The following is a 25,496-nucleotide window of genomic DNA, read 5'->3' on the forward strand; positions in this document are numbered from 1 at the left end:
AGGTTTATTGACGCAACGTTAAATGCGTTCTATAATAAGCCTATCGGCACAATGAGGTGCCAACGAATTCTTACCATTCTTCACAGTTGTTCCTATCCGCTACACTGACGTATCTGGATAGTCGTTTTAAGCATTAAATGAATCCATAAATCGAAGCCGTCACAACATCTGTGACTGCTGCCGGCAATGAGGCCGATCGACGTTCTGCACCCGTGCAGGCAACGTCTGTCGGCCTTTTCTATGTTCGATTCTAATATTCATTAGGGGGAGATTCGTATGGCAAGTGGAAAAGGATTTATGCACAGCGGTCACAAGGGGTCTTTATTCAGCTCCTTTCTTTACTTCGACATGAGTTTTATGGTGTGGGTGTTACTCGGACCGTTAGCGGTCATTATTGCTGGAGATTTTGAATTGGATGCGGGTCAAAAGGCGACTTTGGTGGCACTTCCTACTTTAGGAGGTTCTATTCTGAGATTGGTGTTAGGTTATCTGACAGATCGAATCGGTCCTAAGCTGACCGGGCAGCTTGGTCTTGCTCTAACGCTCATTCCACTCTTTTGGGGGTGGCAATTCGCCAATTCCATGACCGAGATGTACATGATCGCATTGCTGTTAGGAATCGCTGGCGCCAGCTTCGCAGCCGCATTACCGCTCGCAAGCCAATGGTATCCGCCGCAATATCAAGGACTTGCAATGGGAATCGCAGGAGCAGGCAACAGCGGTACAATCTTCGCTACTTTATTCGCTAATCGGCTCGCTCAGCATTATGGAGATTGGCACATTGTTTTCGGTTTGGCAATGATACCCATTGCTCTAACCTTTCTGGTTTTTACCTTTCTTGCCAAGAACAGCCCGAATCGTCCTGCACCCAAGAAGCTGAGCGATTATAGAAATGTGCTGAAGCAAAAGGACGTTTGGATGTTCTCTGTTTTTTATAGTGTAACATTCGGCGGCTTTGTAGGGTTGGCTACTTATCTCACGATCTTCTTCAATACCCAATACGGGTTATCGCCTGTAAAAGCGGCAGATTTCACTACGATCTGTGTCATTGGAGGCAGCTTCTTCCGACCTGTTGGAGGTTGGTTGGCAGACAAAGTTGGCGGAATTCGGATGCTGATGGGGCTCTACGGAGTAATTGCTATTATGATGGCTGGAATATCCGCACTCCCCGGAATCGCACTTACTACCTCGATGCTATTCATAGCCATGATGTGTATGGGAATGGGCAATGGCTCGGTGTTCCAACTAGTACCGCAGAGGTTCCGTCAGGAGATCGGAATTGTTACGGGAATCGTGGGGGCAGCTGGGGGGCTAGGAGGTTATTTTCTGCCTAAGATATTGGGTAATTTGAAGTTTTCATCAGGGTCTTTCACACCCGGTTTTCTGATTCTAAGCGCGATTGCTCTAAGCTGCATCCTTTTGCTAGCCATCGTTCAGATCCAGTGGAAGCGCACATGGATTGGAGAGGGCGGTAAAGTTTCAAGTAATACGAATGAGAAGCTACCCAATAACACTGCGGTGGATGCAATCTAACCAACTAGAAGGAGTTGAAGCCGCCATGGCTGACAAGGAACAGCTAGTCCTCATCGGGAATGGGATGGCAGGAGTTAATACAATCGAGCATTTGCTCAAGCTGGCACCAGATAAATATGAAATTACGATCTTCGGTAAAGAGCCTCATCCCAACTATAACCGCATCTTATTGTCCTATGTCCTATCGGGTGAATCGAGTGTGAATGACATCGTGACTCACCCCTTGGACTGGTATGAAATGAACGGTATTCATTTATTTACGAACGAGAGTATAACAGCAATTGATCATGGTGCCCGTACGGTTGCCAGTAACAAGGGAAGAGTGGTTCGATATGACAAGCTCATAATCGCAACCGGGTCCAATCCTTTCATGCTGCCACTACCTGGAGCTGATAAGGAAGGCGTAATGGCATACCGAACGATTCAGGATTGCGAGAAAATGATCGAAGCAGCCAAGATTTACAAAAAAGCGGTTGTTATTGGCGGAGGGCTGCTTGGACTAGAAGCAGCGAGAGGTTTTCTAAATCTGGGTATGCAAGTAGATGTGGTTCATATCGTGGATACGATTATGGAACGTCAACTGGACCGAACCGCATCTAAACTGCTTCAGGAATCATTAGAAGCGCAAGGAATGAACTTCTTATTAGGCAAGCAATCCGCAGAGATACTCGGAGGAAGACGAGTAAACGGTCTGAAATTCAAAGATGGCACGGTTGCGGATGCTGACTTGATCGTGATGGCCGTAGGGATATGTCCTAATGTGGATATAGCCAAATTAGCAGGTGTTGAGTTGAATCCCGGTATCGTCGTGAATGACTATCTGGAAACAAGTGTTACAGGCATATATGCGGTCGGGGAGTGTGCCATGCATCGAGGAGTAGCCTATGGTCTGGTTGCTCCACTCTTCGAACAGGGGGCTGTTCTCGCGAAACATCTGGCGGGTGTTCAGACGGCTCCCTATGAAGGGTCAGTCGTGAATACCAAATTGAAGGTTTCTGGCGTGGACGTATTCTCCGGCGGTCAATTCATGGAGGCCGAGGGGATTAAGGCGATACGGGTTCAGGATGATTTCTCCGGCATCTATAAGAAGGTCGTAATAAAGGATAACCGGATTGTGGGAGCCGTCCTGTTCGGTGATATTTCCGATGGGACTCGCTTGATGAACATGATTCGAACAGGTGAAGACATTAGCGCAATGGAGAAAACCTCGATCCTTCGGGACGGATCAGATGGTAAATCCGGCAGCACATCTGGAGTTGCGGAGATGACTGACGATTCGATCATATGCGGCTGTAACGGGGTAAGCAAAGGAACGATATGCGCTGCTATACGGGAACAGGACTTGACGACCGTGGAGGGTGTGAAGAATTCCACAACGGCATCCCGATCTTGCGGCGGTTGTAAACCGCTGGTTAGCGAGCTGTTGGCTTGTACGTTAGGCGCTTCTTACGACAAGACGGCTGTAAAAGAAACTATGTGCGGCTGTACCAGCTTGTCCCGTGAAGAGATAGTGGAAGCTATTCGGGATAAAAACTTAAGCCATGTTCGGGAAGTAATGAATGTAATGGGTTGGAATAACGAAGAGGGCTGTTCGAAATGCCGTCCGGCCATCAATTATTACTTGGCGATGGTCCATCCGGAATCGTATCAGGATGATCGGACTTCACGCTTCGTTAATGAACGGATGCATGCCAATATCCAGAAGGATGGAACTTACTCCGTCGTTCCCAGGATGTACGGTGGAGTCACGAATCCCAAAGAATTGAAACGAATTGCCGAGGTAGCAGAGAAATATAACGTCCCTACGGTAAAGATGACCGGAGGGCAACGTATTGATCTGCTTGGAGTGAGAAAGGAAGATCTGGTAAGTATCTGGGAAGAGCTTGATATGCCATCCGGATACGCATATGGCAAAGCGCTGCGCACGGTGAAAACTTGTGTGGGCTCGGATTACTGCCGCTTCGGAACTGCAGACGCCATGGGAATGGGGATACGTCTGGAGAAAAGGTTCGAACGATTGAATACGCCTGCCAAAGTCAAGATGGCCGTATCGGGATGTCCGCGTAATTGTGCGGAATCCGTGATCAAGGATCTTGGGGTAGTAGCAATAGATGGGGGTTGGGAGCTGTACGCTGGCGGGAATGGCGGAGTAAAGGTTCGCGCTGGGGATCTATTCGTCACAGTTAAGACTGAGGATGAAGTGATGGAGTACGCAGAAGCCTATCTTCAATATTACCGGGAGTCAGGTATATATGGGGAACGTACAAGTGAATGGGTTAAACGGTTAGGTATTAACCATATTCGGGAAGTTGTTCAACATGAAGAGAAACGCAATGAGCTATGTAAACGGATGGACATTACCCTCTCCGTAACGAAGGATCCTTGGCGTGAAGCGATTGACAACAAGAAAATCCAACAGGATTTATACGAGGTTGTAGAAGTGAAGTAACTTGCTGACTGGGGAGAGTGACGAGCGATGAATGTTACAGAAGGATTATTGAATTGGGTTCATGCCGCAGCCTATGAAGAGCTGCCGAGCCATACAGGCAGAACCGTTCGTTATAAAGGGGAAGAAGTAGCCTTATTCAAGCTAAGCAGCGGGAAAATTCAAGCCGTACAAAATCGTTGTCCTCATAAGGAGGGAGTTCTTGCAGAAGGGATTGTCTGTGACGATCATGTATTCTGCCCGCTGCATGATCGCAAGATTCATTTGCCCTCAGGCTTAGTTCAAGCTCCGGATACGGGCTTTGTTCGGACCTACCAGACGAAAGTAGAGGATGGAAACGTCTGGATCGGGTTTCCATCAACGGAGAGCGGGGAATAACGATGTTAGAAAGTCCAGCAACAACAGCAAATGTACCGGTGCTTGCAACTGCGAATAACAAGTCGAATGCTTCCCATTGCTGCTTTTGCAGCATGCAGTGCGGTCTCGAGCTCGTTCCCGATGCTGGACGGAGTATTGGTTATGCAATTAAGCCAAGACATGACTTTCCAGTGGCGACAGGAAGGTTGTGTCAGAAAGGCTTGAACGTATTAGATCATGTTGTGCATCCGGAACGACTCACGGAACCTCATAAGAAATCAAGTGAAGGTTGGGTTCGCTCTTCATGGGATCACGCACTTGGTGAGATTGCAAATCAGATTAAGCAGATTCAAGCTGATTATGGGAAAGATGCAGTAGCCGTATACGGCGGTGGATCCTTAACGAATGAAGTATGTTATTTGCTTGGCAAATTCACACGGATAGCGCTAGGATCAAAGTATATCGATTACAACGGAAGGTATTGCATGTCCTCCTCCGCCGCTGCCAGCAACCAGGCGTTCGGTCTTGATCGCGGGATGACTATGCCGCTGTCGGAAATTCCAAATGCGAAATATATCATTCTTGCTGGTACGAACATTGCAGAATGTCAGCCCACAATGGTGCCTTATTTACTTGAAGCGAAGAAGAATGGTGCAGTTATCGTGACGATTGATCCGCGTAATACGATGACCTCCAAGCTGGCGGACATCCATGTTCGTCTTCAACCTGGATTCGATTCCGTATTCGTCAATGGTCTTTTGCATGTGATCGTCCAAGAAAGGCTATATGCCGAGTCGTTCATCGAGGAGAGGACAGTCGGTTTGGAACAGCTTGTTGAAGCTGTGAAACCATTCACCCCTGCTAGAGTAGAGGAGTTGACAGGTATTCTGGAAGCGGTCGTCCGTACAATAGCAAGGGGCTACGCCAGGGCTGAGACAGGAATCGTGCTGACCGCACGAGGTCTTGAGCAGCAGGTCAATGGTGTAGAGAATACTCTTAACTACATTAACCTTTCTCTCATTACGGGGAAAATAGGGCGAAAAGGATGCGGTTACGGAGCCGTGACAGGTCAGGCTAATGGTCAAGGCGGTCGTGAGCATGGGCAAAAAGCAGATCAATTGCCAGGCTACCGCCTGATCGAAAATCCCCATGATCGCGATTATGTAGCGCGGATATGGGGAATCGATCCTGATGAACTTCCGGGTAAGGGCGTCTCAGCTTACGAAATGCTTCAGAAGGCAGACGAGGGAGAGATTAAGGCGATGATCGTTCTTGGCTCTAACCCGCTTGTATCCAGCCCGAATTCACGAGTCGTCGAGCGGGCTTTGCAGAAGTTGGAGCTGCTCGTAGTAGTAGATCTGTTCGAGACGGAAACAGCTCGTCTAGCGCACTGGTTATTACCCGGATCGTCATTCATGGAGGGAGAAGGGACACTAACGAATCTTGAAGGACGCGTGTTCCACCGAGGTCAAGTGCTTGAATTACCAGGTGACAGCAAACTTGATTATCGGATTTTGTGTGAGCTTGCTGAGTTACTCGGGCGAGGGGACTATTTCCAATATGCTTCTATTGAAGAAGTATTCACAGAACTAGCTTTGACAACAGCAGGGGCAAAAGCAGATTACAACGGAATTACGTATGATCGGTTGCGGGAGGAAAAAGGTATATTCTGGCCTTGTCCTACGGCGGACCATCCGGGTACTCCGATGCTTTTCAAGGAGAAGTTCCATCATCCCGACGGGAGGGCGCGCCTGAACGGGATCACACCCAAAATGCCAGCAGAACCAATAGATTCGGATTATCCTTACATCTTAACTACTGGCAGACTTGCCAACCATTACTTAAGCGGTGCTCAGACGCGCAGGACCGAACCGCTGAACAAAAAAGCACCACTACCCGTTGCCGAGATTCATCCCTGGTTAGCTGCCAGAGCAGGGCTTGGAGCATGCAATCGAATTCGCATAACTAGCAGGCGCGGGAGTCTGGAATTTCAAGTAAAAGTGACGGAGAGCATTCAACCGCGAACGGTATTTGTCCCATTTCATTGGGGAGAGCAGCTTTCGATCAATCGTATTACGAATGATGCGTTAGATCCTACAAGCAAAATGCCTGAGTTCAAGATATGTGCGGTCCGAATCGAGCGTGCAGATTAGCTATTCACGTTTATCAATTGCCTCAGCCATTGTTTTATCCGTGAGATGCGCATAGATTTGTGTTGTTTCCGGTGAGGCGTGTCCAAGCTGCTCTTGAGTTTTGTACAGATCATTACGCAAATAGTAATCTGTTGCGAAGGAATGCCTTAGTTTATGCACTGACAGATAAGGTTTCCCGAATGACTTGGCATACTTGATTACCATTTCCTGAATCGCTCGTTTGGTCATACGTTTGCCTTCTTTCGAACCGTTCGCAACGGCCAGGAATAAGGCTTTTTCTCTTTTGTCCGGATTGTAACGCAGCTGCCTGATTTCTATGTAAGCCAAAAGCTCCTCCACCGCATCTTGACGGAAATACACGGGAGTCTTGAAAGTCTCGTCGTTCTTTCCTTTTCTGTATACATATAGAAGCCGCTTCTTATGATCCAGATCATCTACGTTCATATTCACGACTTCCGATACCCGCAGACCTGAGTTCAAGATTAAGCTGATCAAGCAAATATCTCGAATGCGATTCAATTCATAGGAATAGAGGGCCTGTTTATTCCGAGCAACGCTTAGCGGGTACCCAGTCTTCACGTAATCGATAAACTCCAGAATCTCAAATTCCTGCAAAAGCTTTCCTTCCAGCTTCGCAGCTGAGTCCTTCGGTTTATGGGTACGCTTTATCTCTACTTTGGCCATCACATTACGCTTAAGGAGCGGATAAAAGTCATCATCCTCCGCAATTTGACTCAAATAGTGAAATAGAGAACGCAGGGAGGATAGCTTGCGAGAGATTGTAGTCTTCGTATTCGCATTCACTTTCTTTGTGGCCAGGAACATTTTATAATGATCCACATTGTCCATCTTCAGTTTTTCTAGAACCTCGATTGGAATCTCTTTTGCGCTGGCAGCCTCGGTAATTCCTTCCGCTAGTAACCAGTTGAAGAACGTCTCGTAATCACGAATGTATTCCAGCAGGGAGGAGGGGGAGAGATCAGGGAGCTTGTAATTAATAAATTTTTCTATATACCACGGCATGGACGGTACTTTTTTATCTAATTCGTAACGGTCTTTTTGTTTAATGACATTAACCATTCCGCACACCACCAGTCGGGAATTTGTATTAGTTAACATAACTATAGTTATGTTAAATGAGTAGCAGTCAGTTGAGATCATGCAGGAACAAAGTAGCATTAAGGAAACGTTGCGCAATGGAATGCAAGTAGGCTGCTTGCACAGAAACCATGGCAATCACAAGAACGTGGCTTACCGCGTCTTGCTGTTCTTTATTCAGGTGTGTCAAGCTCTGAGCATATTGCTCCGACTTTCGCTTAATTAATCCTTCTAACATATGGTCTTGATTTATTTTGCCTGCATCATGGCCTTGAACGTCCAGCAGTTGATCATTGTTCTGGTCAAGGTCCTCGAAAAGGGATGAGTAAGCAGCGTACAAGGCAGTAGGGGAGAGAAGATCATCAGCATCATCATTAGGATTATGAAAGATGAGATCCAACAATTGTCGTATCGCTTCAAAATCCAATGTAGTCTTAAGATCATCTACAAAGAACAAGAGGGCCGCTTGATCGATTGAATACTTTTTTCCAAGCCGCGGGCCCCCGAGCCTTTCCTTAATGTCCCGCTTAACCCAATTTTGTATGGAAGTAACTGAAAAATTCGTGTATTCGATTTGATTACCTAAGGACACAATATCTGTTAGAGAAAATCCAACATCTCGCCAATTGGATCGAATCATCTTCTCGAAGATTGGGGGAAGCGATGTGGAGATAAACGCAGCGAACGACTTTCCATGTTCAATATCACTCTTGTGTGACTTTATCCATGCTTCCTGAAGCGTTGCCAGAGGTGACTTACTCGTCTTTCCTTGAAGTGAGAGCAGTAAGGATGCCATCTCTTTGCGCGTTAAATAAAAGGTTTCCATGTAATCTCCACCTTACAAGTTCATATGAACTAATCATAAGAGTTATTTAAAAGCGTGTCAAAGCGAAATAGTAGTTGTTTTAAGTGTTTTTCTGCTCCTTACGCTTCAAATAGAATGAATTTGGCTAAGTATGCTATATACACGGGTTTGATGTAACGAGATGTAACCATGTATAATGGTTCATATGAACTACTCAAATAAACGTTCATAATGATCTTAATAGGAGTGAAACTATGATTGCTTTTAATTTGTTTCTTGTAGCTTTACTTATTTTGGCGACTGCTTTTTTCGTTGCAACTGAATTTGCCATAATAAGAATCCGCCCTTCTCGTGTAGATCAAATGGTCATTGAAGGGAAGAAAAATGCGGTAGCAGTAAGTAAAGTAACTTCCAATCTCGACGGCTACTTATCTGCTTGTCAATTGGGAATTACCGTTACTGCCCTCGGACTTGGATGGTTGGGTGAGCCTACCTTTGAGAAAATGCTGCATCCGTTGTTCGAACGGTTCTCCTTTCCTGATCAAGTCATAAGTATCGTTTCATTCCTTATTGCTTTCTTAGTTATTACTTTCCTGCATGTTGTATTAGGGGAGTTGGCTCCTAAGACACTCGCGATTCAAAAGGCGGAAGCCATTTCAGTATTCACTGCTCCACTTATTATTATTTTCTATAAAATCATGTACCCTTTTATCTGGTTATTGAATGGGTCAGCAAATCGATTCATTCGCCTTTTTGGAATGAAATCCGCTAAAGAACATGAAGATGCGCACACGGAAGAAGAACTGAGGATTATTCTGTCCGAAAGCTTCGAGAGTGGTCATATTAACCAGGCTGAGCTTGGTTATGTGAATCGAATATTTGCTTTTGATGAGCTATTAGCCCGTGAAATAATGGTTCCTCGAACCGATATGATCTGTCTGTCTTCAGAAAATACTTATCAAGAGAATTTGGAGATTATTAAAGAGGAGCAGTACACCCGCTTCCCAATCATTCAAGACAGCAACAAAGATAATGTCATCGGAATGATCAATACGAAGGAGTTTTTCCTTCGCACCCACGATAACCCGGATTTTGATGTTAAGACACTTGTTCATCCTATCCTGTCTGTTCCAGAATCCATGCAGGTAAATAAGTTGTTGAAGCTCATGCAGCAGAAGGAAGTTCATATTGCTATCCTGGTCGATGAATACGGCGGGACGTCAGGGATGATCACGATTGAAGATATTCTAGAGGAAATTGTAGGGGAAATCCGAGATGAATTCGACCATGAAGAACGGGTAGAGATCGAAGTGATCGGGGATGGACATATTATAGTTGACGGTGTGGCTACTTTACATTATATAGATGAGCTGCTTCACACGGACCTTGCTAGCGAGCATCATGATACAATCGGAGGATGGCTCTACAGCCGCAACCCTGAGATTACAAAAGGAATGATTGTGAAGTATCAGGATATGTCGTTCAAAGTGCTTGAGAAAGAGAAACATCGGATCCGCAAAGTGGAAATCTTGCGCAATGAGGGGACGGTAGAAGAAAGCTATGAATAGCTTATGGCGACTTATCAAGAAAGGCAATACTTCTTCAGCTGTAGCCGCTCTTGGAAATACAGCGTTAGCGATTCTCAAAGGGATTGCAGCGGTCATTAGCGGCAGCGGTGCCATGTTCGCTTCAGCTATGCACTCTATTGCAGATGCTATTAACCAAGGATTTGTCTTTGCAGGCAGTGTAATTGCAGAACGCACGCCTACCCGCCGTTTTCCCACAGGCTTCGGTCGGATCATTAATATATTTTGTATGATAGCGGTTCTTGTTGTTACGATTATGGCGTATGAAACCGTGCTTAAAGGGTTCAAAATGTTCGCTCATCCCGAGGAAGCCAGTAATTTCACCCTTAACTTTATAGTGCTTGCCGTTGCTATTGTAATAGATGGTCTGATCTTGTTCAAAGCCATGAAGGAAATTATCAAGGAAGCGCGACTTAAAGTGTCTGGCTTGGCTATTGTTGGGGCGGCTTTTCGCAATGTAGGTCGAGCAGCGCCTCCCACAAGGCTTGTATTCTATGAGGATATTGTGGCTACATCCGGAGCTGTTCTTGCTTTAGTAGCTGTTGTTGTATCTCGCTTCTCTGATTTCAATCAATTAGATGGAATTGCTGCCATTCTTATCGGAATATTAATGTTCGGAGTAGCATTCAAGGTGGGATATGACAATATGGTTGGTTTAATAGGCGTTTCCGCACCTGTGGATGTGGAGAATCGGATTGCAAACCTTCTTCTTGCAGATCCGGAGGTAGTCGATATCAATCAAATGCGAATTCTTCAAGAAGGACGGACTTATCATGTTGAAGCCATTATTGAATTGCGTAAAGGAATGACTTTGGCTGATGCAGATGATGTGAAATTCCGTAATCGCGATATCTTATTGAATGATCCTGATATATCCGATGTAGCCTTGGCGATTATCGAGGATAATAATGTTAAGAACTGGATACAATCTCAAAAGAAATCCACATAACTACATAATGCCCCCACTTAACAGGTGGGGGTGGATTATCTTCAAACTATTCAATCTCAACTTGAGAACGGTTTGATACGAATTAAATATTATACGATATGATTACCGTGGATTATTATGGTATCAACAAAGGTAATCACTTACGAATAATCGGAGGTAAGCAGCATGACAGCAGGATCTGATATGGACCGTTCACCCTGGAATCAGTATCACGGCCCCAATCTGGGGTACATCCAAGATATGTATGATCGATATATAAGCAATCCGGACGATGTAGAGCCGTCTTATAGAGAACTATTTGCTCGTTGGGGTCCTCCCACTGCATCAAGCATAAGTGCTGGAGCTCAAGTGTCTGCTCAAGATGGCAGCCGTGCTCTGGGTGTTCTGGATCCCACATTTCTCAAAAAAGTGGTGGATGCAGGTAAGTTGGTCCGCAACATTCGGACTTATGGTCATTTAGCGGCTGCAATTGATCCGCTTGAGCTTGGTGTGGAAGTAGACACACGTCTGCTGGAGCTAGAAACGTTCCATCTAAGAAAAGAGGATTTGACTGCCATACCTGCTTCACTTATATGGGAAGAAGCTCCGGCATCTGTGCAGACTGGCTGGCAAGCCATTCAACGCTTGAAGGAAACGTATACGGGTTCCTGCGGGTTTGAATTCGGCCACATCCATGCGGAGAATGAGCGGATCTGGTTGAATCGCCAAGCGGAGACAGGGATGTCTGGGAAGCTGCTTGGTACAAACGAGAGAGTAGCATTGCTTAATCGCTTGTATGAGGTAGAACAGTTCGAGACTTTCCTTCAACGCGCCTTCGTAGGCCAAAAGCGGTTCTCCATTGAAGGAACCGATATGCTGGTACCCATGCTGGACGAGATCGTACGCGAGCTTGCCCACGATGGAGCGAGAGACATTGTAATGGGAATGGCACATCGCGGACGTCTTAACGTGTTGGCGCATGTGCTTGGCAAGCCTTACAGTGCTATATTCTCTGAGTTTCACCATGCTCCTAATAAGGACTTGTTCCCCTCTGAAGGTTCAATCGGCATTAATATCGGATGGACAGGGGATGTGAAATATCATCTTGGAGCTCACCGTTCAGTCAAAGCGGGAGAGACGGTTGAAACTCGTCTGACATTAGCGAATAACCCAAGCCATTTGGAATATGTGAATCCAGTAGTTGAGGGCTTTACACGTGCTGCTCAAGATGATCGTTCCTCTCGCGGATATCCGAAGGCTGATTTCGGTAAGGCCGGTTGTGTGCTTATGCACGGTGACGCTGCCTTTGCCGGTGAAGGAATCGTAGCAGAGACTCTTAACTTCAAGAAGCTAACCGGCTATGAGAATGGCGGTACGATCCATATTATCGTGAATAACCGAATCGGATTTACAACAGAGAGCAATGATTCCCGTTCCACTCATTATGCAAGCGATCTGGCCAAAGGATACGAAATTCCGATCGTCCATGTTAGCGCGGATGATCCGGAGGCATGTATTGCTGCTGTGCGCATGGCCTGTGATTATAGACATCGTTTCCACAAAGACTTCCTGATTGATCTGATCGGATACCGCAGATATGGTCACAACGAGACGGATGATCCAGGTACAACGCAACCCTTGCTATATGATAAATTAGGCAAACATCCTAGAGTAGCTGAGCTTTACTCAAGGGTTCTAAAAGATAAAGGCCTTATAAGCGAAGAGAAGCTGGAGAAGGTGAAGCAAGAAGGTCTTGTCCGCCTTCAAGCTGCATTGGATCAAGTGAAGGATAATCCGTTCAATGATCAGCTGAAGGGTATAGAAGAGAGAGGCTCCAAGCGTCGCCAGACCGAGGTGATTACTGCTTATCCGTTGGATAAACTGCGTACAATCAACGCCGAATTGTTGAAATGGCCGGAAGGCTTCACGGTTCATAACAAGCTCGAGCGTGTACTCATGCGGCGTGCCGATTCTTTGAATGATGGCGGTAAGGTGGACTGGGGATTGGCCGAAACATTAGCATTCGCCACTATCTTAGCCGATGGCAAGCCTATTCGACTTAGCGGTCAAGACACAGAGCGTGCGACATTTGCACACCGGAATCTGGTGCTTCACGACCCCCATACAGGCGATTCTTACTCGCCGTTGCATCGTTTACCGCAGGCTCAAGCTTCGTTCGCCATTTACAACAGTCCGCTTGCTGAGGCTTCTGTACTTGGCTTTGACTATGGCTATAATGTATTTGCTCCTGAAACACTTGTTATCTGGGAGGCGCAATACGGAGATTTCGCTAACTCGGCCCAAGTCATTATTGACCAATTCATAGCAGCAGGCCGTGGAAAATGGTCGCAGAACTCCAGCCTGGTGATGTTATTGCCGCACGGTTATGAAGGACAAGGACCGGAGCATTCGAGCGCGCGTCTCGAACGCTTCCTGTTGCTTGCAGCAGAGGATAACATGACTATCGTCAACTTATCTTCTGCAGCGCAGTACTTCCATTTGCTGCGAAGACAGGCAGCCAGCACGAATAGCGATGAGGCACGTCCTCTAGTCGTAATGTCACCAAAAAGCTTAATTCGGAATTCTCTTGTTGCTTCCGATCCGCTGGATTTCAGCGAAGGCTCATTCCGATCCGTTCTGGAGCAACCAGGCCTTGGTGGGGAACCGGATAAAGTGGAAAGACTGGTTCTATGTACAGGTAAGATGGCTATCGACTTGGCAACCGCTCTCGAACAGGACAATCCTAAGGAGGGGACGGAGTCGAAATCCAAGGATTGGAGCTGGCTCCATATTGCTCGGCTTGAACAGCTGTATCCATTCCCGAAAGGGGATGTTGAACGCATTATCGAACGATTCCCTAATTTGAAAGAAATTGTATGGGTCCAGGAAGAGCCGCAGAACATGGGGGCGTGGAATTATATTGAGCCAAGATTACGTGCGCGTGCTTCGGACAACATGAGCGTACGCTATATCGGGCGTCCAAAGCGCTCTAGCCCGGCAAGCGGCTTCCAACATATCCATAATATAGAGCAGAATCGGATTATCTCGGTTACCTTGAAACGCACTGCAGCAACTACGAATGTTAAGGGGGATATCAGCAATGAGTGATGTAAAAGTACCGGAGATGGGTGAATCCATTGTAGAAGGAACGATTATTAAATGGCATGTCAAACAAGGGGATACCGTAACAGACGGTCAATTGCTTGCTGAGTTAGAGACCGATAAGGTCAATATCGAGATAGCTGCCGAGCAGGCAGGTGTGATCAGCTCGATCCTTCATCAAGAAGGTGATACGGTTAGTGTGGGGGAAGCGATTGCCCAGATTGGCGACAGCGGTAGCGTGAACGGTAATGTTGAAGCGAAGGAAGTGAACCGCTCTGAACAAGAGCCTGTTACACCTGCAGCACCAATCGCCTCGTCGGAAGCAACAGCGCCATCTGCTCCACAAGCGGAGACGGCTCAACAACAGCGCCAAACTGCTGTAAATGACCAAGCATCATCGCCTATAGCATCTCCGGCCGCTCGCAAGCTGGCTCGAGACCGAGGCATTGATTTGACTCAAATCACTCCCAATGATCCTATCGGGAGAATAAGTGAGCAGGAAGTTCGAGCACATAGCGAGAAACCGCAACAAGAGCCTGTGAAACCTGCATCAACCGCAAATAGTGCAAGTGCAAGGCCGTCAGCTCCTGCTGTTGGCGCGATTGCTAATGCTACTGGAGCTACGCAATCAGGTTCGGACAACAAGCCAGTTGAACGCCGCAAAATGTCACGAAGACGCATTACGATAGCTAATCGCTTGGTTGAAGCGCAAAGAACGGCAGCTATGCTGACTACTTTCAATGAAGTGGACATGACAGCGATTCTGGATATTCGCAAACGCAGGAAGCAAGCCTTCCAAGAGAAGCATGAAGTAGGGCTTGGCTTCATGTCCTTCTTCACCAAAGCGGTTATTGGCGCATTGAAAGCTTTCCCGCTGCTTAATGCCGAGATTCAAGGCGATGAGATCGTAGTCAAGAACTATTACGATATCGGGATAGCAGTTTCTGCCAAGGAAGGTCTAGTCGTCCCGGTCGTTCGAGATGCGGATCGACTCAGCTTCGCTGGAATTGAGAAGCAAATCGGTCAATTGGCTGAGAAGGCAAGATCGAACACCTTAGCCTTATCAGATCTGCAAGGAGGCACCTTCACTATTACTAATGGCGGTGTGTTCGGCTCCTTATTATCGACTCCAATCTTGAATGCGCCACAAGTGGGTATCCTGGGAATGCACAAGATTCAACTAAGGCCAGTAGCAATTGATGAGCATACGACTGTGAACCGTCAAATGATGTATATTGCTCTATCCTACGATCACCGTATTGTAGACGGAGCAGAAGCGGTCCGATTCCTCGTTACACTAAAACAACTGTTGGAGGATCCAGAGTCCCTGTTACTGGAGGGATAAGCTGCATGCTCAAGCACTTGAATTCACATAAAGCCCATATTTGCTCCCCCTATATCAGCTTGTATGGCCATGTCAGGCTTGTTATCATACACTATAATGACCACAGCTTATGGATGCAGGGGGAATGCGGGTATGAACCTTCGCAAATTACGGTTACACGACAAAGGTAGTATTCACTCCAGTGAGCAAAGGGAGGAGTACGACAAAGATTATGCTCGGCTCATCCAATCACCAGCTCTTCGAAGGATGCAAGGGAAGTCGCAGGTATTCGGTGCAGGTTCTGGCGACTATTATCGAACTCGTCTGACCCACTCGCTGGAAGTGTCACAGATTGCGCGAGAGGTAGCCAAACGATTAGGGAGAATGTATTCGTTCCTGTCGGGCAATGAACATCCTGGATTGATGCTGGAACCAGAAGTGGTGGAGTGCGCTTCCTTGGCGCATGATTTTGGCCATCCGCCATTTGGCCATAAAGGGGAAGAAGTACTTAATCGGCTGTTGACAGAGGAATTCGGACTCTCTTATGAAGGTAATGCGCAAAATTATCGAATCTTGATGTTTCTAGAGAAACGAGCAGGGAGCGACAGCGGTCTGGACCTAACGGCAGCTGTACTTCTTGCCATCAATAAATACCCTTTCTGTATCGATGAGCCTGGCCGACATAAGGGTGTATATAGTATGGAATGGGACAGTATCAAGCAGCTAAGAGAGTCATGGGGAATGCCGGAAGGGTTGGCCACACTTGAAGCACAATTAATGGATTTGTGTGACGATATTGCCTATTCTACCCATGATATTGAAGACGGGATTCGGGCCGGCAAAATTCAGATGAACCGCAATTTGTTCGAGGATGATCGGTTGGTCGAGCATGTCATTCAAGAAATCATCAATGATCCAGGGAATTCTGCGATGAAATGGGAGCAAATTGATCGCCGAGTAATGGTCAAGCAAGTGCTGCTGCATTATCTTCAGGAATGGGAACGCATTTATGTTGAGTGCGGACGTGAGCCATCCCGAACAAGACGGGAGATGAAAGCCCGTTGGGTCCATAAATTTGCCAATCAGGTAGGGATCATAGACGATCCACAATCTGGTTGGAAAAAAGTAACCTTAATTCGTGACGGACAGCAGGACCTTGAGCTGTTACGAACGATGGAAATCCTTAAGAAGCTTGCCTGGGTAACCTTGATCAAGGATTTCCGTGTGCAGCGGCTGCACAAACGCAGTGAAGTTATGATCCAACGGTTATGGGACAGCTTCAAGGTGGAGGAGACCGGAAGTCTCATTATTCCTCCAGATTGGTTGGAGAGCTATGAACATCATAAGGACAAATGGTCATGGGAGCGAATGGTGGCCGACTATATCTCCGGGATGACTGATGCGTATGCCGAAAAGGTGTATGCTGAGTTTTTTGCCAGCCGCTCTGGATCGATCTATGAGATGGACTGAGAAGGTAGTCGAAATGCAGGAATAGCTCCTTTATGGAGGAAATATGATAAGTGCCGTTCTACTTAAGGACGGCGCTTTTTGGCGTCTAATCAGAATTGTATATTTCTTATGGGAAGGGAGTTAAGTTAATCATGATTGCAGTTGCGATACATACAATTTAATTATGAAATCCTAACAGCCAGAGGGAAAAAAAGAGTGTTGGACGACATAAAAGAAAGCGATTACAATGTAAGGAAAGTAGAATAAATTCACAGTTTAGCGGGGAGGTAGAAAAAGGGAATTAAATTGTTGTTGACAGACTATCAGACCCGGAGTATCTTAATACTTAGAATTCCGATTGTATTAATCGGAGATAAAGGGAGATGTGGGTATGAAAAACAATTTATTATCGGCTATTGAGACAAACTGGGTCAGCTTGCTTGTTTCTGTTATAGTCATTGGCGCATTATTCTTTTTAGCGAAGAAGCGAGTAGGATTTGGTTGGCGGGTATTGATCGCACTCGGTCTTGGACTGCTGGCCGGTATTATTTTCAACACAAGCAAACTGGATTACAAAAGTGTCAGTACCATCGGAACGATCTATGTAAACTTGATCAAAATGTTAGTTATGCCGCTTGTTGTAGTATTGGTGATCAACAGTATCGCATCTTTATCTAGTCTTGGTCAGCTTCGAAAGATTGGGGTTAAGACGATATCCTGGTTCTTGGCTACAACGGCAGTCGCTGCGATCATCGGATTGATTGTAGCACTTGCTGTAAATCCAGGAGCAGGTATCTCACAATCGGTAGCCAAAGATTTCAAAGCCAGAGAAGTCCCAACCTTCTCCCAAGTCATTCTGGACTTGGTTCCATCCAATCCGATCAGTGATATGGCTGGCGGTAAGGTAGTACCGGTGCTGATCTTCGCAATCTTCGTAGCCGTAGCGATTATTCATGTCGGTTCGAAGAAGCCTGATGCGGTGCAGCCTGTGAAGACTTTGCTGAAATCATTGGCCGATGTGCTTCATCAAGTCGTTAAATATGTCATTCGTCTTACTCCATATGGTGTATATGCACTGGTAGCCGCAATGGCAGCCCGATACGGACTAGAGACCTTATCACCTCTTGCCAAAATCATTCTTGCCTCTTATGTCGCACTTATCCTGCATTTTGTACTCGTATTCGGCGGTCTGGTTACTTTCGTGGCCAAGGTGAATCCAATCAAGTTCTTCAAGAAAGCTTACCCGACAGTAGCGGTTGCCTTCACGACTCGAAGCAGCTATGCAACATTGCCTATTAACTTGGAAGTAATCACCAAGCGTCTGCGAGTATCTCCGAGAATAGCGAGCTTCGTTGCTCCACTCGGTGCCACGATGAACTTCAACGGATGCGGCGGGGTCTGGCCGGCAATCGTAGCCGTGTTCGTTGCTAAGGTATACAATATTGATCTTAGCATTACGGATTATTTCGTTCTTGTGCTTGTAGCTGTCATCTCCTCCATCGGGGTTGCGGGAGTTCCTGGACCTGCCACAATCTCAACAACGGTTGTATTAACTGCACTTGGATTGCCGCTCGAAGGAATGGGACTTGTAATTGCAGTAGAAGCCTTCATTGATATGGGACGTACAGCCGTCAATGCAACAGGTACAACGGTTACTTCGTTGCTTGTCGCTAACTCCGAGGGTGAATTCGATCGCGCTGCATTTGATCGTGATGAAGAAGATCCACTCGATACAGTTGTAGCTTAAACTTAATTGAATTGAGGCGGAGCAGGAATTTTATCCTGCTCCGTTTTTGTCGTTCAAATACTGCTCAATAAACACTTTTGTGGCAGAGGAGAGCCGCTTATCTCTCAAATATGCGATTCCAATTTTACGAGGCGGGATATGCTCGGTCAGCTTAATCTGGGCAAGCCTGCCGCTATCTAACTCCGCTTGTACGAATTGTCTAGTCACGAATGAAATACCGAGACCTGCCTTGGCAAATTCAATAAGCAGATCCACACTCGCGAGCTCTATCTCAGGTTCAATAGGAACACCATGTACGCGTCCTAGCTCTTGGATAAACTGACGGGAGCTGCTTGTCCGGGTGAATAAGATAAGCGGATTATCTACTAATTGCTGCAGCGAGATTGGGAATAGACTCAGTTCCGAATATCTGGGACCAACCACAAAACAATCTTGAACGGTGATCGTTTCGATAATAGTTAAAGAATCCTCTTCTAAAGGCAATCGAACGATGCCGAAGTCAATCCGGCCTTCCTTGATGTTACGAATGATTTCGGGAGTGGTGCCGTGAACCAAGTCCAGACGAATCTTGGGGTAATCTTTACAGAAACGCCCGAGAGAGGGTAGTAAGTAATGTTTACACAATGAATCGCTGCTTCCTAACCGAAGCTCACCGCGCGTCAGATTATTCGTTTCGGCAATCTGACGTTCTCCCGCCTCGAGAAAGTTAAAGGCTTGTTTTACTTGGTTATAGAGCAGCTGGCCTTCCTCCGATAGACGCACACCTTTGGCAACACGATGAAATAACGGTACCGCGAGTTCGTTCTCCAGTTTTTTAATGGCGTGGCTTACACTTGGCTGCGTAATGTAGAGACGTTCTGCTGCTCTTGAAAGATTCAGTTCACGGGCTGTCCAATAAAACACTCTATACAACTCTAAGTTTGCGATCATCTATTACCTCCATCTATATCTGATATGTGTATTATCAATTTCATAAATATAATTATCTCTATTATAATCACTTTGAGTTCCTAATGGAGGTGCTATTTTATTTATGAAAATGCTAAGAAGAAGCTAGATCAATTATCGATTAACACGATACGTACATTGGCAATTGATGCAATCGATAAAGCCAACTCCGGTCATCCAGGTATGCCTATGGGTGCCGCTCCAATGGCTTACGAACTGTGGACAAGGTTCATGTCGCACAATCCGAGTAATCCTTCCTGGATGAATCGTGATCGATTTGTGCTATCGGCAGGTCATGGATCGATGCTGCTTTACAGCCTCTTGCATCTGTGCGGGTACAACTTATCTCTTGAAGAACTGCAACGATTCCGACAATCTGGCAGTCTGACGCCTGGTCATCCAGAATTCGGTCATACGCCAGGAGTAGATGCAACTACAGGTCCGCTTGGACAGGGATTGGGTATGGCAGTGGGCATGGCTCTGGCTGAAGCTCATCTTGCGGCGAACTATAATCGGGAAGGCTTCGAAATCATCAATCATTTCACTTACGTGATCTGCGGGGATGGCGATATGATGGAAGGTCTGTCCAGTGAAGCTGCTTCATTGGCCGGACATCTCGAGCTTGGGAAGCTGATCGTGTTATACGATTCTAACGATATTTCTTTGGATGGGGACTTGAGTTTGTCTTTCTCAGAAAATGTGTTAGATCGATTTCAGGCTTATAACTGGCATGTGCAATTCGTAAAGGACGGCAATGATCTGGAAAAAATTAATGCAGCTATCTCACAAGCCCAAGCCGATCCTAGACCCTCGATCATAGAGGTTAAAACGACCATAGGCTATGGCAGCCCGAACAAGAGCGGCAAAGCGGGAGAGCACGGATCTCATGGAGTAGCGCTTGGAAAAGCAGAAACGTTGCTTACGAAGGATTTCTACGGATGGCCTAGTGAACCAACATTTTTTGTTCCTGATGAGGTGAAGAAGCACTTTGAAGAGATACGACGGAAAGGAGAGATCCAGGAAGCGGCTTGGAATGAGTTGGTTCAACAATATCGAATGGCCTATCCGAATCTCTTCGCGCAATATCATGATGCTGTAAATGGAGTTCTTCCAAGCGGTTGGGGTGATTACTTGCCCTTATACGATTCTGCAGCGGATGTTTCAATAGCTACACGTGGTGCCTCAGAAAAAGCGCTAAATGCTATTGCAGACAATGTCCCCTTCATAATTGGCGGTTCGGCAGATCTCGAAACATCGACGAAGACGAGAATTAGAACAGCTGCTCGACTAACTAAAGACAGTTATGAGGGGCGTAATATTTCATTCGGGGTAAGGGAATTTGCTATGGGAGCAGCTGTGAATGGAATGGTATTGCACGGAGGAGTGAGAGCTTATGCATCTACTTTTCTTGTATTCTCTGACTATCTTCGTCCAGCGATCCGGCTAGCCGCTATTATGGAATTGCCCGTCATCTATTTATTTACTCACGACAGCATAGCTGTAGGGGAGGATGGTCCTACTCACGAGCCGATAGAACAATTAGCTTCACTGCGAGCAATGCCAGGTATTAACGTCTTTCGCCCTGCGGATGCCAATGAGACGAGCCAGGTCTGGAAATATGTGATGGAGAATAAGACGGGTCCTTGCGCACTCCTGCTGTCACGCCAACCTTTGCCGATCCTGCCTGGAACCGACAGATTAGCGCCTCTCGGAGTAAGATTTGGAGCCTATGTATTATCCGATGCGAGAAGTGGAAGCCCACAAAGCCTGCAGGCCCAAATTATTGCCACAGGATCAGAAGTACAACTCGCAATAGGTGCACAGCGAATATTAGAGGAGCAAGGTATGCGAGTTAGAGTAATCAGCATGCCGTGCTGGGAATTATTCGATATGCAATCGCAATCATACAGAGATTCAGTAATTGATCCGAAAATCAAGGTTACTCTAGCAGTGGAGATGGGGGCATCCCAGGGATGGCATAAGTATGTGGGTCGCAGTGGGGATGTAATGGGCATTGATCGATATGGAGTTTCTGCACCATCTGAGGAGATCATAGGTGAGTATGGTTTTACCGTAGGCCATGTGGTTGCCAGAATTAATGCCATGTTGGAATGATTAATGTCATTAATTAAATGCTGGTGTATTCGTTAAGTTAACATAAATAAAATTATGTAAACTACTCTTATTCGGGGAAAGCATAATGGAAGCAGAAAAAGAAGCTGATTGTTCTTGAAACATGAACAATTAGCTTCTTTTTTTGTTATACCCGATCCTTTGCAGCCCTACAAAAAGCTTCTAAAGCTTCTTCCACAATCGAACGGGGACAAGCTAAATTGATACGAAGCCAGCCTTCTCCTTCGGTCCCGAATACGGAGCCCTCGGTAAAGGCGACTTTAGCTTTACGGAACATCAACTCCTTCAAGCCATTCACGTCTAATCCCAAGCCCCGACAGTCGATCCAAAGCAGATAGGTGCCCTCAGGGCGAAGCGGCTTTACTTCTGGCAGATGCTCGTCCAAATAACGAATCGCGTAATCCATATTACCGGCGATATACTTAATCATTTCATCCAACCACGATTCACCATGATTATAAGCGGCTTCCACGGCGTCTTGAGCAAAGTGGGGGGCCATATGTAAACTAAGTGCTTTGATCCGATGTTCAATGATGCGTCTCATGGATGGATTAGAGATCACTGTGAAAGAAGTAAGCAAGCCAGGCAAGTTAAACGTCTTCGTGGCAGCGAGACACGAGATCGTAATGTCAGCAAGCTCAGGTGATAGAGAAGCGAATGGGATATGTTTATATCCTGGCAGCACTAAGTCACAGTGAATTTCATCAGATACTACCTTGACTCCATATTTCAAACAAAGCTCACCGAGTCGGAGCAGCTCTTCGCGTTCCCATACTCTGCCGCCTGGGTTGTGAGGGCTGCAGAGAAGAATAAGCTTGGCCCCGCCTTGAAATAACGATTCCAAGTGCTCGTAATTCATCTCATATCGACCATTACGGATAACTAATGGGTTGATGGCAATCTCCCGGTCATTATTGCGAATGACATCGTAGAAAGGATAGTACACAGGAGATTGAACGACTACTTGCGCACCCGGTTCACTGAACTGTTCGACAGCAAGACTCAGGGAAGTAACAACGCTAGGCAAGTCAGAGATCCATTGCTTCTCAATCGACCAGCCGTGTCTTCTAGCGAACCAGCTCTGGATGGCATCCAGATAACTCTCGCCTCGAAAAGCGTAACCGTACATTCCGATCGAATTACGCTTCTCCAAAGCCTCACGAACAGCAGGAGGACTTGCAAAATCCATATCGGCTACCCACAAGGGTAATATGTCTTTATCCCCGAATAATCTATCACTTTGATCCCATTTGTATGAACGGGTATTGCGACGGTCAATTCTTTGGTCGAAATTGTTGCTCAATAGGGGAGCCTCCTTAGTAAACAGTTATGTTCCATTGTAACATGAACTCTTAACTTGCTCAAAACTGCCAGTTAGGATTACACTTCCTATAAGTGAACTAGCACATATTATAAGATAGGAGAGTAGATTAGTGGACGACAATCCCATTGACATTGATAAGAACACACCGCGAAGCGGAGGCAGGGCACTTCTAGAGGTGCTATTGGTATCTACCAAGCTAGGGTTGACTTCATTCGGGGGACCGATCGCCCACCTGGGGTACTTCCATAACGAGTATATTCGCAGGCGTAAATGGATGGATGAGCGCAGTTATGCCGATCTGGTAGCCCTATGTCAGTTCCTTCCCGGTCCCGCTAGCAGTCAAGTCGGCATAGGTATCGGTATCGTTCGTGCTGGTATATTAGGCGGGATCATTTCGTGGATCGGCTTTACTTTGCCATCTGTCCTGATATTAGTGCTATTCGCCTATCTATTGCAGGGGATGAATGTGGCAGAGGCAGGCTGGATACGTGGGCTTCATTTAGTAGCAGTAGCTATTGTCGCTCAGGCCGTTCTCGGTATGAGCCAGAAGCTGACTCCGGATCGCAACCGAATCACGATTGCCATTGCAGCTGCTTCCATAACATTATTGTGGCAATCCGCGCTTATTCAGATTCTTCTCTTGGCAGCTGCAGGTCTCTTAGGCCTATGGATGTATCGTAGAATAGAGCTGCCAGCTACTGCGAATTTACATATTCCGATCAGTAGAACAATGGGGTTCCTGTGTTTGACAATGTTTTTCGGACTTCTATTCCTGTTGCCCCTCATTCGTGAACTAAATGGTTCCAGCTTAGGTTTCATATCTTTATTTGACAGCTTCTACCGTTCAGGTTCTCTGGTTTTCGGCGGAGGGCACGTGGTGCTTCCATTGTTGGAAAAGGAGCTTGTTCCAACAGGCTGGATCAGCCAAGACAGCTTTATGGCCGGATATGGAGCCGCACAAGCGATACCGGGACCCTTATTTACGTTTGCGGCCTATTTGGGGGCGGTTATTGGTGGAATCCCTGGTGCGTTAGTTGCAACAGCAGCCATCTTTTTACCTGCTTTTCTGCTTGTCGTCGGTGCGCTGCCGTTCTGGAATTCAATGCGCAGGAGTCATCGGATTCAAGGTGCATTCATGGGAATAAACGCTGCTGTTGTTGGTATTCTGCTTGCTGCGCTATACAACCCGTTATGGACTACGGCCGTTGACAAATCAGAAGATTTCGTACTTGTTTCAATTTTATTCGTCATGTTAATGTTCTGGAAGCTGCCGCCCTGGGTTGTGGTGATTGCTGGGGTAATGGGCGGAATAATAATCGGGTAGATGCAACCTTTTGGCAACAATCCCGTCTGATTGGAAGAAGATAAACGCTTTCAATGGAGGGCATATGAGAAGAATTGTGATAATAGTAGGGATGTTAATTCAGTGTTGGTTACTCACTTCATGCGCTGAAAAGGAAATGGGAATTACGGCGACTTCTGTTAGCCCGACTCCGGTTGCATCTGTGGCACCCTCTGATATTGTTAAATCGACACCTTCGAGTACCTTACATACGTATAAAAACATGATCTCGGATAACCGGACAGCAATTGAGAAAACACATTCTATCCTCATTCAGATGCTTGGTGTCGGCAAAGATCACATCTTGATGCAAGTTAGAAGTAAAATTGATGTCGAACATTTGATTACAGAAGCAGATTTGGCAGAAATCAAAAAGTCTATATATGCGCTTGCGGGGACCGAATTTCCTGTCCAGCTATCTGTATGGGCATGCTGTACGGGCCCAGCGCACGTAACAGGTAAAATTACATCATTCAGCGATGATCCATATAAGCAAATCTTGATCATGAACGAAGAGAAGAAGAATGGGAATACGAATGACCCGGAAGCTACATATATTGAGCTCACATCTGATGGAATTCTGATCCTAGAAGGAAAGAGAGTAACTACGGGATTTAACAAATCGCTCGTTGGACGTGAAGTTAAGGTATGGACAACAGGCATGGTTAACCAATCATACCCGGCTCAAGCTGCTGGTTTGAAGGTCGTTGTGGAATAGTGTTAAAGGAACATTTTCCCTATAGTTTGTTAATTCCTTGAATCGGGGTGTCCAATGAAAATAATCTCAGCCATTCTGCTTCTGCTTGGATGTCTGCTCATGGTATCTGGTTGCGGGAATGCTAAGATCGGAGAAAGCGGGGGCGATCAAGGGGTGTCCATACGCGGCAAGATTGTGACCTTGGATGCGCTGCAAGGTATTGAAGGGAAACGAATATTGGTGGAAGGCCTCAAGGAAAATGATACCGATTACGATAAAGCAAGCATAAAGGTAACCAATAGCACTAAGATGATTAGACTCGAGGAGGGTAAAACAGTTAAAGTGTCGATGGATGAGTTGAAATTAGGACAGCAGGTGGAGGTTGTATTTGTTGGCCCTGTTGCAGAGTCATACCCAGTGCAGGCCACTGCGGGGCAAATCGTTATTTTGGAGTATAATTAGCGATATTTGAAGTCAGTGATAATATCACACGTCTTAGATTTCGCCTTGTCGTCCGTGACATT

The 25,496-nt window shown here is 46.3% G+C and carries 18 protein-coding genes; 14 read left to right on the forward strand and 4 right to left on the reverse strand.

The features are described 5' to 3' along the window. The first annotated feature begins 276 nt into the window (after nt 1-276). The 4 genes from AC58QD_RS05995 to AC58QD_RS06010 are packed head-to-tail and all read left to right on the forward strand — an operon-like array spanning nt 277 to nt 6,489. Entirely contained in the window at nt 277-1,533 is a 1,257-nt protein-coding gene (locus AC58QD_RS05995; RefSeq protein WP_497331035.1) for a nitrate/nitrite transporter, read from the forward strand. Between the two features lie 25 nt (nt 1,534-1,558). Continuing rightward, nucleotides 1,559-3,982, forward strand: a complete 2,424-nt coding sequence (gene nirB / locus AC58QD_RS06000) for a nitrite reductase large subunit NirB (protein ID WP_497331037.1) — start codon at nt 1,559-1,561, stop codon at nt 3,980-3,982. A 27-nt stretch (nt 3,983-4,009) separates the two neighbouring features. Continuing rightward, nucleotides 4,010-4,357, forward strand: coding sequence for a nitrite reductase small subunit NirD (gene nirD, locus AC58QD_RS06005; protein ID WP_497331039.1), 348 nt, complete (start codon nt 4,010-4,012; stop codon nt 4,355-4,357). 2 nt (nt 4,358-4,359) lie between these two features. Then, on the forward strand, nt 4,360-6,489 hold the full coding sequence (locus AC58QD_RS06010) for a molybdopterin oxidoreductase family protein (RefSeq protein WP_497331041.1): 2,130 nt from the start codon (nt 4,360-4,362) through the stop codon (nt 6,487-6,489). Here the strand turns inward: AC58QD_RS06010 and xerS are convergent, their stop codons facing one another. Together xerS and AC58QD_RS06020 are read right to left on the reverse strand one after the other, a co-directional pair. Next, entirely contained in the window at nt 6,490-7,569 is a 1,080-nt protein-coding gene (gene xerS / locus AC58QD_RS06015; protein ID WP_497331043.1) for a tyrosine recombinase XerS, read from the reverse strand. It lies immediately after the preceding gene. A 67-nt stretch (nt 7,570-7,636) separates the two neighbouring features. Next, nucleotides 7,637-8,413, reverse strand: coding sequence for a DUF1836 domain-containing protein (locus AC58QD_RS06020; protein WP_497331045.1), 777 nt, complete (start codon nt 8,411-8,413; stop codon nt 7,637-7,639). Nucleotides 8,414-8,646: 233 nt separating this feature from the next. On the opposite strand from AC58QD_RS06020, the gene AC58QD_RS06025 reads away from it, so the two are divergent. From AC58QD_RS06025 to AC58QD_RS06050, 6 genes are all read left to right on the forward strand, one after another. Then, nucleotides 8,647-9,960, forward strand: a complete 1,314-nt coding sequence (locus AC58QD_RS06025) for a hemolysin family protein (RefSeq protein WP_497331047.1) — start codon at nt 8,647-8,649, stop codon at nt 9,958-9,960. Continuing rightward, nucleotides 9,953-10,927, forward strand: coding sequence for a cation diffusion facilitator family transporter (locus tag AC58QD_RS06030; RefSeq protein ID WP_497331049.1), 975 nt, complete (start codon nt 9,953-9,955; stop codon nt 10,925-10,927). Before AC58QD_RS06025 ends, AC58QD_RS06030 begins: the two co-directional genes overlap by 8 nt. Nucleotides 10,928-11,092: 165 nt before the next feature. Further along, on the forward strand, nt 11,093-14,014 hold the full coding sequence (locus AC58QD_RS06035; protein ID WP_497331051.1) for a 2-oxoglutarate dehydrogenase E1 component: 2,922 nt from the start codon (nt 11,093-11,095) through the stop codon (nt 14,012-14,014). Beyond that, nucleotides 14,007-15,353, forward strand: coding sequence for a 2-oxoglutarate dehydrogenase complex dihydrolipoyllysine-residue succinyltransferase (odhB, locus tag AC58QD_RS06040; RefSeq protein WP_497331053.1), 1,347 nt, complete (start codon nt 14,007-14,009; stop codon nt 15,351-15,353). Before AC58QD_RS06035 ends, odhB begins: the two co-directional genes overlap by 8 nt. A 132-nt stretch (nt 15,354-15,485) precedes the next feature. After that, nucleotides 15,486-16,802, forward strand: coding sequence for a deoxyguanosinetriphosphate triphosphohydrolase family protein (locus AC58QD_RS06045; protein ID WP_497331055.1), 1,317 nt, complete (start codon nt 15,486-15,488; stop codon nt 16,800-16,802). 370 nt (nt 16,803-17,172) lie between these two features. Next, on the forward strand, nt 17,173-18,528 hold the full coding sequence (locus tag AC58QD_RS06050; RefSeq protein ID WP_497331057.1) for a dicarboxylate/amino acid:cation symporter: 1,356 nt from the start codon (nt 17,173-17,175) through the stop codon (nt 18,526-18,528). 30 nt (nt 18,529-18,558) lie between these two features. On the opposite strand, the gene AC58QD_RS06055 is transcribed toward AC58QD_RS06050, so the two are convergent. Further along, on the reverse strand, nt 18,559-19,458 hold the full coding sequence (locus AC58QD_RS06055) for a LysR family transcriptional regulator (protein ID WP_497331059.1): 900 nt from the start codon (nt 19,456-19,458) through the stop codon (nt 18,559-18,561). Between the two features lie 99 nt (nt 19,459-19,557). Between AC58QD_RS06055 and tkt the strand changes: the two genes are divergently transcribed. Further along, nucleotides 19,558-21,591, forward strand: a complete 2,034-nt coding sequence (gene tkt, locus AC58QD_RS06060) for a transketolase (protein WP_497331403.1) — start codon at nt 19,558-19,560, stop codon at nt 21,589-21,591. 145 nt (nt 21,592-21,736) lie between these two features. Here tkt and AC58QD_RS06065 read toward each other — a convergent pair whose 3' ends face one another. After that, nucleotides 21,737-22,912, reverse strand: a complete 1,176-nt coding sequence (locus AC58QD_RS06065; protein WP_497331061.1) for a MalY/PatB family protein — start codon at nt 22,910-22,912, stop codon at nt 21,737-21,739. Between the two features lie 130 nt (nt 22,913-23,042). On the opposite strand from AC58QD_RS06065, the gene AC58QD_RS06070 reads away from it, so the two are divergent. From AC58QD_RS06070 to AC58QD_RS06080, 3 genes are all read left to right on the forward strand, one after another. Continuing rightward, nucleotides 23,043-24,257, forward strand: coding sequence for a chromate transporter (locus AC58QD_RS06070; RefSeq protein WP_497331063.1), 1,215 nt, complete (start codon nt 23,043-23,045; stop codon nt 24,255-24,257). Nucleotides 24,258-24,321: 64 nt separating this feature from the next. Next, nucleotides 24,322-24,993 (forward strand): DUF3221 domain-containing protein, encoded by a 672-nt coding sequence (locus tag AC58QD_RS06075; protein ID WP_497331065.1) that lies wholly within the window; start codon nt 24,322-24,324, stop codon nt 24,991-24,993. 54 nt (nt 24,994-25,047) lie between these two features. Continuing rightward, entirely contained in the window at nt 25,048-25,434 is a 387-nt protein-coding gene (locus AC58QD_RS06080) for a DUF3221 domain-containing protein (protein WP_497331067.1), read from the forward strand. Nucleotides 25,435-25,496: the final 62 nt, after the last annotated feature.

Source organism: Paenibacillus sp. J2R1T-4 (assembly GCF_059692235.1).

What these genes read in the sequence shown, in the direction of transcription:
- AC58QD_RS05995 (WP_497331035.1), top strand. Translation starts at nt 277, where the DNA reads ATGGCAAGTGGAAAAGGATTTATGCACAGCGGTCACAAGGGGTCTTTA.
- nirB (WP_497331037.1), top strand. Translation starts at nt 1,559, where the DNA reads ATGGCTGACAAGGAACAGCTAGTCCTCATCGGGAATGGGATGGCAGGA.
- nirD (WP_497331039.1), top strand. Translation starts at nt 4,010, where the DNA reads ATGAATGTTACAGAAGGATTATTGAATTGGGTTCATGCCGCAGCCTAT.
- AC58QD_RS06010 (WP_497331041.1), top strand. Translation starts at nt 4,360, where the DNA reads ATGTTAGAAAGTCCAGCAACAACAGCAAATGTACCGGTGCTTGCAACT.
- xerS (WP_497331043.1), bottom strand. Translation starts at nt 7,569, where the DNA reads ATGGTTAATGTCATTAAACAAAAAGACCGTTACGAATTAGATAAAAAA.
- AC58QD_RS06020 (WP_497331045.1), bottom strand. Translation starts at nt 8,413, where the DNA reads ATGGAAACCTTTTATTTAACGCGCAAAGAGATGGCATCCTTACTGCTC.
- AC58QD_RS06025 (WP_497331047.1), top strand. Translation starts at nt 8,647, where the DNA reads ATGATTGCTTTTAATTTGTTTCTTGTAGCTTTACTTATTTTGGCGACT.
- AC58QD_RS06030 (WP_497331049.1), top strand. Translation starts at nt 9,953, where the DNA reads ATGAATAGCTTATGGCGACTTATCAAGAAAGGCAATACTTCTTCAGCT.
- AC58QD_RS06035 (WP_497331051.1), top strand. Translation starts at nt 11,093, where the DNA reads ATGACAGCAGGATCTGATATGGACCGTTCACCCTGGAATCAGTATCAC.
- odhB (WP_497331053.1), top strand. Translation starts at nt 14,007, where the DNA reads ATGAGTGATGTAAAAGTACCGGAGATGGGTGAATCCATTGTAGAAGGA.
- AC58QD_RS06045 (WP_497331055.1), top strand. Translation starts at nt 15,486, where the DNA reads ATGAACCTTCGCAAATTACGGTTACACGACAAAGGTAGTATTCACTCC.
- AC58QD_RS06050 (WP_497331057.1), top strand. Translation starts at nt 17,173, where the DNA reads ATGAAAAACAATTTATTATCGGCTATTGAGACAAACTGGGTCAGCTTG.
- AC58QD_RS06055 (WP_497331059.1), bottom strand. Translation starts at nt 19,458, where the DNA reads ATGATCGCAAACTTAGAGTTGTATAGAGTGTTTTATTGGACAGCCCGT.
- AC58QD_RS06075 (WP_497331065.1), top strand. Translation starts at nt 24,322, where the DNA reads ATGAGAAGAATTGTGATAATAGTAGGGATGTTAATTCAGTGTTGGTTA.
- AC58QD_RS06080 (WP_497331067.1), top strand. Translation starts at nt 25,048, where the DNA reads ATGAAAATAATCTCAGCCATTCTGCTTCTGCTTGGATGTCTGCTCATG.